The organism is Nocardia sp. NPDC059236 (assembly GCF_042754085.1).
Classification (GTDB): Bacteria; Actinomycetota; Actinomycetes; order Mycobacteriales; family Mycobacteriaceae; genus Nocardia.
The window spans coordinates 81752-95940 of the sequence record NZ_JBHZAF010000005.1 but is presented as its reverse complement, the minus strand read 5'-3'; the positions used below and the strand labels follow the sequence as shown (position 1 = coordinate 95940).

Below are 14189 nucleotides of genomic sequence, written 5' to 3'. Positions count from 1 at the left end.
AGCGAACTTCACCTGGTCAGGATGTGGGTTGCCAGACCAATGTCGCGGTCGCTCCGGCCCGCAGCGTGTAGGTGACTCGGCGTCCGGACTCGGCGAGCGTGAACGTGTGGTCGGCGCCGTCGTTGGCGGTGACCACCAGCACGCGGCTGCGGTCGGGATTCTCGAATGCGACCCCCTCGAGTCCGCACATCGATCCCGACACCGGGGTGGTGAGACACGAGCTGGGGGAGGTCGAGGCAATCTGCTTGGCGCCGGGGCGGATGAACTTGCTGAAGTGCGCCAGGGCCCAGTAGTCGGAGGTGAAGCTGTACTCGTGGGTGTCGGTGTTCACGGTGACCGGCGCGATGCAGTCCTGCCCCGCATATTCTCCGACGATGCCGCGGCAGCCGTTGCCCATCTTGGGACCGTTGTTCTGATCCAGCACCGCATTCCACAGCTGTATGCCATTGGCTCCGGCGCGCAGCGCGCGGATCATCATCTGCTGTGGATCGACATTGCTGAGCTTGCTCGAGCATTCGGTCACCAGTTGGGTCATCTCTGGATAGGCCCGGTGCTGGATGCCGATGCTCGACGGATCGGTCAGGTAGCAGTGGTAGGCGAATCCGGCGGTCTGCGGCCTCGCCACCGACATGACTGCCGGAATGTAGACCTCTGAGCGTTGGAATCCGTCGTCGTAGGTGAGCACACTCGTCGACAACCCGGCCGCGGCCAGGGCGGGCGAGAGATGATCGCGAATCAGGATGCCCTGCTGGATGGGATCGAGGTAACTCTCGGGGATTCCCACGACGAAGGCCAATGGCGTCATCGGCTCGTTCTGCACGCCGAGGTAGCTGATCTCGATGCCTTGGTCGCGGTACGCCTGAATGAACTTGACCAGGTACCGGGCGTACGCGCCGTAGTATTCCGGTTTCAGATGGCCGAGCGGGCCGGAGGTGGTGACCAGAGCGTCATCGGTCTTCATCCACGCGGGTGGGGTCCACGGGTTGGCCATCACGGTCATGCCCGGATTCGCGGTGAGCGCTTCGCGGATCTCAGGGATCGCGTACTGCATGTCTCGGTCGATGGTGAAATCCCTCAACTCCGGGTCCGCGCCGCCGGGCGGCTGATCATCAGGAGTGGCGAGCTCGCCCACCACGTAATCCGTCGCGCCGATCGGAATCCGCAAGAACGACAGGCCGATTCCTTCGGTGGGGGAGAACAGCGCGCGAACGACTTTCTCGCGCAACGATTCCGGGAGTTCGTCCCGGAGCAGGTACGCCGAGGTCTCGGTCATTGCGACACCGAATCCGGCGGTCAGGGTCTGTCCCGTCACTGCCGGATCGACGTCTATCCGTTCACCGGTGGGGCCCGAGGCTTCGACGAACTCGAGCTCGGGCTGGGGCGCGAGGGTCGTGTCCAGGTTTCGGGTCGTCAGGTATACCGCGACCTTCGAACCGGCCTGCTCCGCCGTGGCGGTGCCGACCGGCATACCCGCGGCCATTGCGATCACCGACCCCAGCGTCATCGCGCGGATCCACGCCCACTGCGCGCGAGTCCCCCGGCTCATCCGACCGATCGATCCGGCTCTCATCCATTCCTCGCTCCGATCGCGTCGGTGCGGTTCGCGACCGACGCGCTGAGCATACCGATCACTCGGTCGGTCAGCTACGGTTCGGGCAGGTCGTCGTCCGCACTCCCGCGATGTGCAGGTCGGGTGGCAGGCTGGTCAGGAAGGGCGTACAGGGGGAAGATCGTCGAAGCCCGAGGCCCAGTAGCGGCCGCGCAGGGACAGTTTGAGCAGTTCGTCGGTGATCTCTTCGGCGGACTGGGGTATGCCTTGCTCGAGCCACCAGGCCATCACCTGAATCATTTCCCCGACCCAGGCGCGGGCGAGCATGTCGGCGGGGATGCGCAGCTCGACGCCCGCGGCGGCGGCGCGGGCGGCGAACACGGTGGCGGTGGTGGTGGCGCGGTCCTCGACGAAGCGGCGCAGCGCGCGCCCGTCGCCTTCCCCACGGAGCACCACCCGGTAGGCATCGCGTTCCTCGGCGGCGTGACGGAACAGCTCCAGCACCGGTTTGCCGGTGAACCCCTTCACCGAGTTCGCCACCAGCGGCTGCAACCGCCGCTGCATTTCCTCGATCAGCTCGGTAACCACCGCGTCGAGCAGGGCGTCCTTGTCGGTGTAGTGGCCGTAGAAGGTGGCCCGGCTCAAATCGGCGCGTTCGGTGATGTCTTCCACGGTCACCGCCGCGAAGCCGTGCTCGAGAACCAGCGCCACGAACGCCTCCCGCAACAGGCGGCGACTGCGACGGCTGCGGCGATCTTCGGATACCACCAGGACCCCTTCCGGCTGCCCAACAATGATTGACATCATATCGGAAATGGACACCAAGGATGAAGACAGACGATGTGTCCAATAGCAGCCCCGGTGACAGCCAACATGGACGGAAAGGGGGCGGACCGCCTTGGCGCGCACCGGATGCTCGCGCGGGGTCGCGCACCCAACTCCAGATCTAGTCGTTATGTGCGTTAGTAGATCTGAAATCTACTAGTAGACATGGTGTAGGAGAACGTGTAGTTTCGAGTCCGTTCTGAGACCCACGTCACTCCCTCACGTGGTTGTGGCTCAGGGCATCCAGTGGGGCAGGAGATGCGCACGCTGTGCTCGGGCAGCTCACAGACCGCTTCCTCCGCCGCCCCTGGCGGGCCCCGACGGCCCTCGTCGCTTCCCTCGCGAGTGACCGTCGGGCCCGCCCCGGCACCGTGATTGAGGAAAACCGATGAAACCCAGCCGATACGTCCTGACCGCGCTGATGGCCGCCGCGAGCATCGAACTCGCCACCGCCACCGTCGTCCACGCCGACCCCGCGCCCGCACCGGCGCCCGCGCCGGTGCACTACCGCGCGGGCGTGGACGGCACCGACATCGTTGCGACGTTGGATCAGGGCAGCTTCGCCGACTCCGGCGACGGGCACGCGGTGACGGTGCGCGACGCCGCTGCGCAGACCCTCGACACCATCCCGTTGTCCTACACCCTTGCCGATGCCGCGCACGCGATCCGCCGCCAGATCTCGCCGGACGGGCGCACCCTGCGCCTGACCCCGGACGCCAGCGGCATCGACGCGACCGCGCTCAAACCGGTCGCCTCGCCGGTCGAGAACCAGCTCGCGATGAACGACCTGATCAACAGCGTCAGCATCGGCACCTCCATCGGCAGCCTCGTCGGCACCGTCATCGGCGCCACCGTCGGTATCGGTATCGGCTTCGCGCTGGCCGGGGCGTCGTGCGTCGTGCTGTCGCTGGGCTGCGTCGTCGCGGTACTGCCCATCGTGGCCCTGGTCGGCGGCATCGGCGGCATCGCCGGGCTCGCGGTCGGTGGCGGTCCTACCGCCGCCTACTCCCTCTACCAGTACGTGCAGACCCTGCAGGCCGCGCCGGGCACCTCCCAGTACGGCGACTACTACCACAACCGCCAACAGCAGGCCCCCGCCCCCGCGGACGCACCCCGCTAGACCGCACCACCTTCCCAGGAGACCCTCGTGAAGATCGGCCCCCTCGGCCTCGCCGGCACCGCCGTGGCCTCCCTCGTGCTGACCAGCACCGCCACCGCGCACGCCCAACCCACCAACCCGACCTACAACGCCACCATCGCCGACGGCTCGGTCATCCTCACCGTCGACCAGGCCACCATCACTCCCGGTCCCGACCGGAACCTGCAGATCAGCGACCGCTCCGGCACCCCGCTGGCCGCCCTGCCGCTGGGGTTCCTCCTCGACGGCCGGCACGGCGACCTCGGCTACACCCTCTCCAGCGACGCGCGCACCGTCACCCTCACCCCGGACCTGACCAGCCTGCGCCCGGCCACCGCCACCGAGGTCGCCTCCCCGCTGGAAGAACAACGCGCCCTCGACGAGCTCGCCAGCGGCCTGACCCGCAACACCCTCGCCGGGCTGGTCATCGGCACCGCTGCCGGGGCCCTCGTCGGCGCAGCCATCGGCCTGGCCTCCTGCGTCGTCGTCGGGCCCGGCTGCCTGGCCACCGTGCCCGCCGCGGTCACCGCGTTCGCCGCCGGCGGCGGCATCACCGGCACCATCATCGGCGGCGGCACCGCCGCGGCCAGCGGACTGTGGAAGTACATCACCACCCGCAACGCCGCCCCCGGCCAAAGCCCCTACGCAGGCGGCGACCTCAACGACCCCAACAGCACGGGCATCCCCGACGCCCACCTGCGTCTACCCAGCGGATCGGCCTCCGGCCTCAAATCCGGATCCTCCGGCGGCTCCTCCCACTGAACCCGGCGCTGTCCGCGCGCGTGATCGATGGAGAGACACGGTCACGCTTCGCGGCGGCCGGGGCCGATCAAGCGGCCAGCCGGGCTCGTCGTTGCGGGACCCAGCCATGCGCAACTTCAGCGGCGACAACACCCCAGAATCCGCAGAGGAATGCCGACCACAACGCGGCAACCGGGGAAGAGTCGACGTTCTCGACGACCGCCGCGCCGAGTCGCTGACCGCGTGGCTACGCGCGCATCCTGGTGTCGAGATCGTCTGCCGCGATACCGAAGAGCCGATCCGGCAGCGAGTTCGCCCTGAAGGCAACAGATTCCACCATCCAGCCAGCCCAGATCAATACGTCACCGTGACGTATTGACGAGCTGGAGGCGGGGCCGGGGGAGCGATCAAAAAAACCAACTGGCCCAGCCATAGGCCACACTCGGCGATTTCGGCTCGATCCGGAAATTTTCCACCAAAGGGCAAATAGGCCAACATATTTCGTTCCGTCGATTCCGCGATAGCCAGTGCCCTGAGAGAGTTTCGCTGAAGCTTCTCAGCGTCTCGCTGCTGTGGCATTACTCACGAAAGAGGTGGGAACCGAGCAACCAGGATGCCGCCTCTACGCAATATGTTCGAGAGACTGCTGGTCCGTGCCGCTTCGCTCCCGATGTTCGGGTTCGCGCCTCGGCTTCCTTTGTGGCCACGGGCCGCCGATCAGCGGTTGACCGTTCGACTGAACATTTTCGCCCACTTGGCGAAACGACAGCTGTCCATCGATCGCATCCCGTCGGAGGCTGACCGTCGCCGCTTCGATCGGTCGATGGCCGCCGCATGCCCGGCACCCGGACTCGAGGTCGCCGATTCGACTGTTCGAGTGCCCGATGCGGTCGGCGCGCAGACATCACCAATCCTGCACCAGCCGCTGCGAGGCACGCGAACACTGTTGGTCTGGGTGCACGGCGGTGGCTGGTTCATCGGCAGCGTAGAGGGCTACCGAGGGACCACTCGGGTACTCGCGGACAGCGCGCGAATGAACGTGTTGTCGCTGGATTACCGTCTCGCGCCGCAACATCCGTTCCCGGCTGCCTTCGACGATGTGGCCGCTGGATACCGGTACGCAGTCGACCACGCCGGGGAGCTGGGCGCGGATCCAGGTCAGGTGGGAATCGCGGGTGACAGTGCGGGCGCGAATATTGCTGCCGCGGTAGCGCTGTCGATGGCCGACGATGCGCGATACCGCCCAGCCTTCCTGGGGCTGTGGTATCCGATCGTCGATTACCGATTGGACCGTTATCGCAGCACGGATCTGTTCTCGGCGCCGTTGGACCGCGCGATCGTCGAGAAGGCGGTTCGCTGGTACGCACCACGACTCGAGCAATGCGCCGACCCGCGCTGCTTCATCCTGACTGCGACTGTCCGCGAATTGTCCGCTCTGCCCCCCACATTGGTCGCGGCGGCAGGGGTGGATGTCTTGCGTGATCAGTCCGTTGCTCTCGCCGACCGGCTCGAAGCTGCCGGTGTCACGGTCGTATCGACGCGTGGCGAGAACCTGCCGCACGGGTATCTCGGGGCCTTGTTCGACTCGGACGCACGCGCCGAGACGACGCGGACTGCACAGATGCTCGCCGATCTCGCGCGATCGAGGGTCTAGCGAGGAAACGGCAGGTGTGCGACGCGTTTGGCTTCGGCGCGGATCGTATTGTCCGCGAGGGGCATCAATACCGCCGGGAACGGGCGGGGAAAGCGAAGCCCCTGCATGCGTGCGAATCTCGTGCCGTTTCCCTCGGGCGTGACGGCCATGCCGACGACGAGGTACCTGCTCTGCATGCAGCACAGGAAGGGCTGCATATCGATCGACATGCGGGCGCGCAGTCCTGCGTAGCCGCGTACGTCGGCGACCATGCGGCCGTGCTCTTCGCCGACAATCCGGAATTGCCGCACGTGCGGCTGGATCTGGGGCACCGTGCGTTCGAGATCGCTGAGCGTCTCCCACGCCTGATGCGGATCGGCGTCGAGGAACGTCTCGGTGACCACTGCGCCCGGAATTCCCGCCGCGAGTACCCGCAGCCGGCGCACCGGATCGAGATTGGCAATCGGCCAGTCGACAGTCATTGCTGCCACTCCCTTCGAAAATGTCGTCGTGCCCGGAACAATCGTGAACGGACCGTGCTTTCGGCGATACCGAGAGCGGCCGCGATCTCGCGGTCGGACAGTCCTTCGATATGCCGCAATACCAGCACCGCCCGTTGTTCCGGGACCAGGCGGCGCAGCACCGACAGGACGTCGGTGCGAAGTTCGGGATCGTCGCGGGCCGGCACCTGTTCGAGCCAGTCCGCTGGGGCCGGCTCAGCAGCGCTGCGTGCCCGCGCGATGCGGACCGCGGAGCGGATGGCGATGCGGCGCACCCATCCGTGCAGGCGCTCGGGATCACTGAGACCGCCGAGTTTCCGGAAGACGATCGTGAGGGTTTCTTGCGCGGCGTCCGCGGCATCGCTGAGGGCGATGGGCCCGCACCACGCACCTACCATCGGTTCCAATCGGTGCAGCAGTTCGTGCATGGCCATGGCGTCGCCGGTTTGGGCACTTCGGACCAGCACGTGCCAGGAGTCCTCGCGGGTGCTCATGGCTCGGGCGGACAGTGATTCGTTCAGGACCATCTTCTCCCCTCGCATGCTCGCCGGTGATTGACGGAACCCCCGTGCAGTAATAGAGCATTCGAGACCCACCATTCGCGCCATAGAGTGATGCAGATCACGGCTCTTGGCGGTAGCCGGTTCAGACGATCCAGGCGTACTGCCAACGATTCACACATCCGTGGGTCGAGCGGAACGTTTTCGTACGGGCAGGCCTCTATCTGATGAAAGCTGCTCAACACAGGGAGTTGATCCGAAGTGGCGAACTCATCAGTGGGACAACTGGAGTCCGGTGAAAATCAACGGTTGCCGAAGGCCCGCCCCCGCAGGCTGCGGCGCAGACTGAAATGGACGGCCGCCACCGTTTCCGGGCTGGTGGCGGTGCTGGTGGCGGCGGCCCTGGTATTGGCCTACCTCTATCATCCAGGCGGTGTAGAGAACCCGCGCTCGGCGTATCTGTCGACTGTCGACTCACAGTTCGTCGACACCGAACTGGCGCGCTTCCACTACGTGCAGGCCGGTTCGGGATCGCCGGTGGTCCTGGTCCATGGCGGTGGCGAGTGGGCGTATTCCTACCGCGACACGATTCAGACGCTGGCCCGATCGCATCGAGTGATCGCGGTCGATCTGCCCGGCCACGGCTATACGGAACTGCACCGCAAGGACTTCGCGTACACCGTCGACTCGATGGCCGGCAGCTTGGCGGCCTTCCTCGACGCCCTCGGCTTGACCAAGGTTTCACTGGCGGGTCATTCCTGGGGTGGTGGTTGGGCCTTGCGGTTCGCCGAGACTCGCCCGGACCGGGTCGAGCGGTTAGCGCTGATCGATTCCAACGGCGTCGAGTACTCCGATGTCTTCGACTGGCGCGTCCTCGAGTACCCCGTCGTCGGCGAGGTGATGATGAATCTGATGAGCAAGTCCAGCGCGAAATCGTTGCTACAGAAGTCCTTCTACGATCCCGCGCATGTCACCGACGACATGGCCGACGAGTACTGGGCGCCCAGCTCGCAGCCGACCGCCCGCACCGCGCTGCTGCGGTTGCAGCGAGAGCAGCGCTGGGCCGACACCGAACACGATCTCGGCAAGGTCATCGCGCCGACACTGGTGATCTGGGGGAGCGGGGACGCGTTCATCCCGCGCTCCGTCGGCGAACGGCTGTCGGCGGCACTGCCGGGGCACGACCTGCGGGTGCTCGACGGCTGCGGACACTCCTCGGTCGAGGAATGCCCGGCGCAGGGTAATCCCCTGCTGGATCGGTTCTTCTCCGCGGTGGGATAGCGACTCTTCAAGCCCGCCACTCGTTGCGAAACCTGGTGCGGGCCCGGTGGAGCCGGGATTTGACCGTCCCCCGGGACACGGACAGCTGCTGGGCGATGGCCGTCTCGTCGAGGTCGTCGAACGCGCTCAACATCAGAACGGCGCGATGTTCGGGTGAAAGCCTCTCGAGCGTGCGCCGCACGTCGATCCGCGTCTCGGGATCGGACAGGTCGGGAACGTCGGCGAGATCCAGCGGATCGGTGGTCAGTGGGCGGCGACGCGCGATGCGAATCGCTTCGCGGGTGGCGATCGTGCGCACCCAGCCGGCCAGCGCCTGCGGCTCCCGGACCGAGCGCACGTTCTTGAACACGATGATGAGCGTCTCCTGCGCGGCGTCCGCGCCCTCATCGAGAGCGATTGCCCCGCAAATCCTTCCGACGTACGGCTCCAATATCCGCAACAGCTCGTGCAGCGCCAACGCGTCCCCCCGTTGTGCCCGCGTGAGCACGTCGGTGTTCACCTCGATCGGCGAACGCCGAGCGATTTCGGCCGACATTCAATCTCCCCGTCAGTATTCCGTTCGAATCCCCGGACGCTCGGCCGCTCGCACTCCGCGCACCAACCCTCACGCGCGAGATGTTCCGACTGTGAGCCGTATATCCGAGTTGCGATACTCCCCCCGGACCAGCCGGATTTCGCAGTTCACATACCGAACCGCAAGATAGCACAAGGGCGAACCCTCGACATACCCGAAATAAGTTGGGGGTCGACGTCTTCCAGCAGCGCGGCCGATCGCAGCGCCGTCGACCCACTCCCCGGGGATATCCAGAAATTAACTCAAATTGTGGGAACCTGCGCTTCGGATCCTGCCCTCTTCCAAGTGTTCGTATTTCGAGAGCAGAACGCTCGGCTGGCAGGAGGACCTATCGTGGTTGACGCGGCAACGCAACAGACGGTGGAAACAGCTCCCGCGATTCCACAGCTGCTGACCGCACTGACACGACTGATTGCCGTACCCGTGGAATTCCATGAGCGGCGAATCGGCAGGAATCGCTTCGCGCAGATAATAGGCCAGGCCATCGATGTGGTGGACACCCTCGTCGAGCACGGCTTCCCACATGAAATCTGTGGCCGGTCCCAGACTTTCGAGTACTACGATGCCGTGAATCTGGCGCTGCACGCCCGCCTGGAGTGCAGCATCCCCGAGACCGCAGAGTCGGTCATGCTCCGCTACGCCGACGCGCCGCCGGACACCTGGGTCGGATCGGCGCGCTGGCATGTCGGATGGAAGATCGCCGCTGCGGCCGGTAGCGACGTGGAGATCCAGCTGCCGGACGCATCGGTGTGGGGTGGGGTGAATCGCAGCCTGGAGATCGACGGTGTCCCGGCGCCTCCCGGTGGCGTGGTCCGGGTGTCCGGTGGTGACGACGTGCTGGTCACAGCCGATGTGTCGACACTGGGCCAGGCGATGACCGTGCGGTCACCGCAGGTACGGGGCTGGTACGACCGAGTGTTCGGTGAGCTCGCCGACGGCGAGCTCACCTATCAGTGGATGCCCGGTCGCCTGCAGCGCGATCCAGAGTCGTTTTTGAGCCTCGGCACCCTCGACTGTGTAGCGGCCAGCCTGCTCATCGCGCGTTGGGCCGACGCCGCCGGCATGGAAGCGCGCACCCGCCGCGGCATCGTGCTGGGCCTGATGGGTGTCGAGCACACGTGGGTGGAAGTCAGGGATATCGACGGTCATTTCAAGCCGCTCGATCCGATCTTCGCCCATCTGGTTTCCCGGAAACGTTCGGATGCCAGAGAATTCACAGAATTCTGCGCAGGCTCGCTACCGAACCGGTTCCTGTCGTTTCGTATCGCGGCCGATAAATCGATTGTCAGATCATCCGACGAGTCCGTCACGGTCGCGGTGAGCGCTTCGCGGGTTCCGGAGGATCAATGAGTGTCATCCGCGAGCTGCTTGTGGAAATAACTCGCATGCCAGATTTCGTGTCGGAGCTGGACGACGGTGAAAATCTCGCCTTCGCCGGAGTGAACAGCGGTGACCTCATTCGACTGATTGCCGCTATCGAGAAGGCCTACAGCGCGCCGATACCGGCCCATCGCGTCGAAACGCTCACCACCATTTCCGATTTCGAATCTTTGATCGCATCTCTGGAGAAAGGATGTGGCTTGTAATGTGGCTGAGTCAGCTACTTGATCGCAACTGCCAATGCCGGGGCAATCGTACAGCGGTGATCGACGGTGAGATCGAACTGAATTGGAACCAGTTCGAGCGGCGTGTGCGCAATCTCGCGGGCGGGTTGCTGCACTGCGGTGTCGGCCGCGGCGACCGAGTCGGCGTGCTGTCCCGCGATCGACACGAGGTGCTGGTGAGCTACTTCGCGCTCGCCCGGATCGGGGCGGTGTTCGCGCCGATCAACCATGGATTGGTGAAATCGGAAGCAGCGCAGATCATTCGCGATGCCGGATTGTCGATGCTGCTGGGCGAGCCCGAGTTGGTGCACCGCCACAACGGGGAGCTGCCGCTGGTGATCGGCTTCGGTGAACCCGACTTCCGAGTCATGATTGAAACCGATTACACCGGACCGCTGCCCGACATCCGCATCGACGATATCGCCGCGATCCTGCACACCTCCGCCACCACGGGCAAACCCAAGGGCGTCGTTGTCGATCACCGCTCGTTCAAGGACATCTCGCTGGGCTGGCTGGCAGTCGCGCATCCCGGCGACGACGCCGTGCTGGTGAACTGCTGTCCGCTGTTCCATGGCAGCGTGGTGGTCTGCCTGGCATTCATGGCGGCAGGCGCGACGGTGGTGCTGCTGCCCGGATTCAAACCGCAGACCGCCCTCGCCGCCGCCGAACAGCACGGAGCGACGCACCTGTGGCTGGTGCCGCAGATGCTGCGCTATCTGATCGACACTCCGGCGGCCGAAACCACCAAGCTCGACGGGCTGCGCGAGATTCTCTACGGTGCCGCCCCGATGCCGCCGGAACTCTATGCCGCCGCGGCACGGCGTATTCGGTGCGGATACCGGCAGGTGTACGGCATGACCGAAGTCGGCGGCCCGTTCGTGACACTGGCGCCTGCCGAACACCCACAGCCGGAAATGGCCCAGGAGAACGGGATCCCGGCCGGACGCGCCATTCCCGGCATGTCGGTGCGCATCGCGGACGACTCCGGGGCCGATGTCCCCCTCGGCACGGTCGGCGAGGTACTCGTCCGAGGCGAGGGCCTGATGCGCGGTTACTGGCACAACCCGCAGGCGACGGCGGCCGTGATCGACAAGGGCTGGGCCCGCACCGGGGATCTCGGCTGGATCGACAACGACGGCTTCATCCACCTGGTCGACCGGATCAAGGACGTGATCATCCGCGGCGGGCAGAACGTCTATCCCGCCGAGATCGAACGCGCCCTGCGTACCCATCCGGCGGTCGGGGACGTCGGCGTGGTCGGCGTACCCGACCATGACTGGGGTGAGGTCCCTCTGGCCTTCGTGGTTCCCGCCGCGGAAGCCGAGGTCGCCGAACAGGATCTGCTGCGGCATCTCGTCACCACCCTGGCCAGCTACAAGCGGCCCCAGCGCGTGGTCTTCACCGATCGGATCCCGCGCAATCCGGCCGGAAAGATCCTCAAGAACGACCTGCGGGCTCGCGTCCGCACCCTCGACGAGCGCGCCGAGATCGCCGCCGTCTGATTCCCACCGTCCTGGCCAGCCCGAAGAGAGGGACAGCCGTGTCCGAAACCGCTACCGTCACCCTGGACGTCCGCTACCGCGATACCACGCCGCTGGACGCCGGGAACGGACTCGAGATCTACTACGAGACCGACGGGCAGTCCGGCCCGAATGTAGTGCTGCTCAACAACTTCTACCTCATCGCCCCGGTGTGGCGGACCTGGATGCCCACGTTGTCCAGCGACCACCGGGTAACCAGCTACGACCTGCGCAACCAAGGCGCCACCAGCGCCGGCTACTCGCACGTCGAGTGGCGCGATCACGTCGACGACCTGCTCGCGCTGCTGGACGGCCTCGGTATCGAGCAGACCTATCTCGTCGGCACTTCCGCCTCCACCCTGCTGGCTCGTGATTTCGCGCTGGCACACCCGGACCGGGTACGCGGGATCGTGTTGCAGGGACCCGCGTTCAACCCGGTGACCGGCCGGCGCCGCCGCGCGATCACGCGCTCGTGGATGCGCACGCTCGAGCACGGCGGTATCGCCGCGCTGTGGGATCACCTGTATTCGCAGGTGTTCGGGGATCAGGCGATGGAGGACGGCGGCAGCGCCCTGTATCTCGGGATGCGGGAGTTGTTCACATCGGTGCACTCCGCGACGCCGCTGATGATCAATCTGGCCTCGTCGCTCGCCGCGCCGGACGATCCGGCCCTGCTCTCGGCGCTGTCGTGCCCGACCCTGCTGGTGATCGGCGAGAACGACTTCGTCTGGACCCGCACCGCCGCCGAGGCGACCGCGGACCTGGTGCCCGATTCCGAACTGCTGTTCCTGCCCGCGGTCGGACATCTGCCGTTCATGGAGGCAACCGAGGCGGTGGAGACCGCGATTCGCGCCTTCACCGCCCGCGTGGAAGCCGCGGACGCTCGATGAACATCCCAGCGAACACCGACGCGGTCCGGGCCTACGAGCGGCTGCTGGTCGGCCTGGCCCGTGCCGCCGGACGACAGGAACAGGATCGAGTGCTGATCGAAACACCGTTGCGGGACTTGGGTTTCGAGTCGGTCTCGCTGGTCGCGCTCTACGGCGCGGTGGAACGCGCGCTGGGGATGGAGTGGAGCGAGACCGTCCCGCAGGAGGCACTGCGCAGCATCGCGGCCATGGCCGTGTATCTCGCCGAAACGGAAGGAATGCCGTCGTGAAAACTCATGGCACACACTTGATCACGGGCGCCACCGGCCTGGTCGGTGCCGCGCTGGCTTTGGAACTGCTGGCCGTTACCGGCGATGAGATCATCGCCGTCGTCCGCGGCGCCGACGCTGCCGAGGCCACCGCCCGGCTGCACTGTGCGCTGTCGAGCGCCGCGGAGGATTTCGGCGAGATCGACCTGCTCCCCGATATCGTGCACCGCACCCGCGCGGTGCCGGGCGACATCCTCGAGCCCGGGTGTGGCGTGGCCGCGGCGCAATGCGGCGCTGTCACCCACATCTGGCACTCGGCAGCCTCGCTGCGGTACGAGAACGAGCACGCCACCGAGATCCACGCCCTGAATGTCGCGGGCACCGAACACGTCCTGGAACTGGCGCGGGCGCTGGGCGGCGTGCCGGTGAACTACGTCAGCACGAGCTACGTCGCGGGCCGCCGCACCGGGGTTCAGTACGAGACTCTCGTGGACACCACCGAATTCGCGAACAACGTGTACGAGGAATCGAAGATCCTCGCCGAGCAGCGGGTGGCCGGCAGCGGACTGGAGTGGCGCATCCTGCGGCCTAGCATCGTGGTCGGCCACTCGCGCACCGGCGCGGTGACCACCTTCTCCGGTCTGTACGGGTTCGCCAGTGCTCTGCTCAAGTTCCGGCAGGGCACCGAGCCTGCGCTGGGGCATCTCATGCGGCACCGCCGGATCCCGGTGCGGTACGAGCCCGAGACCGAGACGAACTTCGTGCCGGTGGACCTGGTGGCCCGCAACGGGGTCGCGGTCGGTCTCAACGGTGAACCCTCGACTGTGTACCACCTCGCCAACGCGGAATCGCCGACCGTGCAACAGGTGCTCGAGATCGCCTTTCCGTGGGCTGGACTGCGGGTGCCTCGTCCGGTGGCGGATCTGCGCGAGCTGACCGCCGTCGACGAGATCCTCGACCACGCGATGGACTTCTACGGCAGCTACATGAAATACGGGAAGAGCTTCGACCTGTCGAACACCGAATCCGTTGTCGGCAAGCCCGATACGGGGTCGCGCATGAGGGGTGTGCAGGTCGCCGAACTGCTCGAGTGGTACCGGCTGCGGATCGCCGCCGACGGCCGCACGAGTTTCCCTGGCAAATCGGCCTTCGCCTACGCCGAACCGGCCGCCGCGCGGGCCTGACG

Annotated in this window: 16 protein-coding genes; 11 read left to right on the top strand and 5 right to left on the bottom strand. The window is 66.1% G+C overall.

All coding sequences use genetic code 11. From position 1 onward, the window contains the following. Window positions 1-16 precede the first annotated feature (16 nt). Both ACFXIV_RS15000 and ACFXIV_RS14995 read right to left on the bottom strand, forming a co-directional pair. Window positions 17-1546 (bottom strand): glycoside hydrolase family 30 beta sandwich domain-containing protein, encoded by a 1530-nt coding sequence (locus ACFXIV_RS15000; protein ID WP_379396613.1) that lies wholly within the window; start codon window positions 1544-1546, stop codon window positions 17-19. Between the two features lie 159 nt (window positions 1547-1705). Next, the gene (locus ACFXIV_RS14995) at window positions 1706-2317 is read right to left on the bottom strand and encodes a TetR/AcrR family transcriptional regulator (protein WP_379396611.1); all 612 of its coding nucleotides are present in this window, start codon (window positions 2315-2317) and stop codon (window positions 1706-1708) included. 445 nt (window positions 2318-2762) lie between these two features. Between ACFXIV_RS14995 and ACFXIV_RS14990 the strand changes: the two genes are divergently transcribed. The 4 genes from ACFXIV_RS14990 (at window position 2763) to ACFXIV_RS14975 (ending at window position 5907) form a co-directional block, all read left to right on the top strand. Continuing rightward, window positions 2763-3494 (top strand): hypothetical protein, encoded by a 732-nt coding sequence (locus ACFXIV_RS14990; RefSeq protein WP_379396609.1) that lies wholly within the window; start codon window positions 2763-2765, stop codon window positions 3492-3494. A 27-nt stretch (window positions 3495-3521) separates the two neighbouring features. Then, the gene (locus ACFXIV_RS14985; protein ID WP_379396608.1) at window positions 3522-4274 is read left to right on the top strand and encodes a hypothetical protein; all 753 of its coding nucleotides are present in this window, start codon (window positions 3522-3524) and stop codon (window positions 4272-4274) included. A gap of 106 nt (window positions 4275-4380) precedes the next feature. Continuing rightward, entirely contained in the window at window positions 4381-4632 is a 252-nt protein-coding gene (locus tag ACFXIV_RS14980; RefSeq protein ID WP_379396606.1) for a hypothetical protein, read from the top strand. Between the two features lie 234 nt (window positions 4633-4866). Further along, window positions 4867-5907, top strand: a complete 1041-nt coding sequence (locus ACFXIV_RS14975) for an alpha/beta hydrolase (RefSeq protein ID WP_379421266.1) — start codon at window positions 4867-4869, stop codon at window positions 5905-5907. Here ACFXIV_RS14975 and ACFXIV_RS14970 read toward each other — a convergent pair. Both ACFXIV_RS14970 and ACFXIV_RS14965 read right to left on the bottom strand, forming a co-directional pair. Next, window positions 5904-6368 (bottom strand): SRPBCC family protein, encoded by a 465-nt coding sequence (locus ACFXIV_RS14970; RefSeq protein ID WP_379396602.1) that lies wholly within the window; start codon window positions 6366-6368, stop codon window positions 5904-5906. The genes ACFXIV_RS14975 and ACFXIV_RS14970 overlap by 4 nt on opposite strands. Next, entirely contained in the window at window positions 6365-6913 is a 549-nt protein-coding gene (locus ACFXIV_RS14965; RefSeq protein ID WP_379396600.1) for an RNA polymerase sigma factor, read from the bottom strand. Before ACFXIV_RS14965 ends, ACFXIV_RS14970 begins: the two co-directional genes overlap by 4 nt. Before the next feature lie 282 nt (window positions 6914-7195). On the opposite strand from ACFXIV_RS14965, the gene ACFXIV_RS14960 reads away from it, so the two are divergent. Continuing rightward, window positions 7196-8167, top strand: coding sequence for an alpha/beta fold hydrolase (locus tag ACFXIV_RS14960; protein WP_379396599.1), 972 nt, complete (start codon window positions 7196-7198; stop codon window positions 8165-8167). A 7-nt stretch (window positions 8168-8174) separates the two neighbouring features. Here the strand turns inward: ACFXIV_RS14960 and ACFXIV_RS14955 are convergent, their stop codons facing one another. Continuing rightward, complete coding sequence (locus tag ACFXIV_RS14955) at window positions 8175-8702, bottom strand: RNA polymerase sigma factor (RefSeq protein WP_379396597.1); 528 nt, start codon at window positions 8700-8702, stop codon at window positions 8175-8177. Window positions 8703-9074: 372 nt separating this feature from the next. Between ACFXIV_RS14955 and ACFXIV_RS14950 the strand changes: the two genes are divergently transcribed. Genes ACFXIV_RS14950 through ACFXIV_RS14925 form a run of 6 tightly spaced genes read left to right on the top strand, consistent with a single transcriptional unit; the run spans window position 9075 to window position 14187 of the window. After that, window positions 9075-10091: a hypothetical protein gene (locus tag ACFXIV_RS14950; protein ID WP_379396595.1), complete on the top strand. Its 1017-nt coding sequence runs from the start codon at window positions 9075-9077 to the stop codon at window positions 10089-10091. Beyond that, window positions 10088-10327: an acyl carrier protein gene (locus ACFXIV_RS14945; RefSeq protein ID WP_379396593.1), complete on the top strand. Its 240-nt coding sequence runs from the start codon at window positions 10088-10090 to the stop codon at window positions 10325-10327. The genes ACFXIV_RS14950 and ACFXIV_RS14945 overlap by 4 nt, the downstream gene beginning before the upstream one ends. Continuing rightward, window positions 10315-11847: a class I adenylate-forming enzyme family protein gene (locus tag ACFXIV_RS14940; RefSeq protein WP_379396591.1), complete on the top strand. Its 1533-nt coding sequence runs from the start codon at window positions 10315-10317 to the stop codon at window positions 11845-11847. The genes ACFXIV_RS14945 and ACFXIV_RS14940 overlap by 13 nt, the downstream gene beginning before the upstream one ends. Before the next feature lie 38 nt (window positions 11848-11885). Continuing rightward, window positions 11886-12755 carry an alpha/beta fold hydrolase gene (locus ACFXIV_RS14935; protein WP_379396589.1) on the top strand — a complete coding sequence of 290 codons (870 nt, stop codon included), beginning with the start codon at window positions 11886-11888 and terminating at the stop codon, window positions 12753-12755. Next, complete coding sequence (locus ACFXIV_RS14930; RefSeq protein ID WP_379396587.1) at window positions 12752-13024, top strand: phosphopantetheine-binding protein; 273 nt, start codon at window positions 12752-12754, stop codon at window positions 13022-13024. The genes ACFXIV_RS14935 and ACFXIV_RS14930 overlap by 4 nt, the downstream gene beginning before the upstream one ends. Then, window positions 13021-14187 (top strand): SDR family oxidoreductase, encoded by a 1167-nt coding sequence (locus tag ACFXIV_RS14925; protein ID WP_379396586.1) that lies wholly within the window; start codon window positions 13021-13023, stop codon window positions 14185-14187. Before ACFXIV_RS14930 ends, ACFXIV_RS14925 begins: the two co-directional genes overlap by 4 nt. Window positions 14188-14189: the final 2 nt, after the last annotated feature.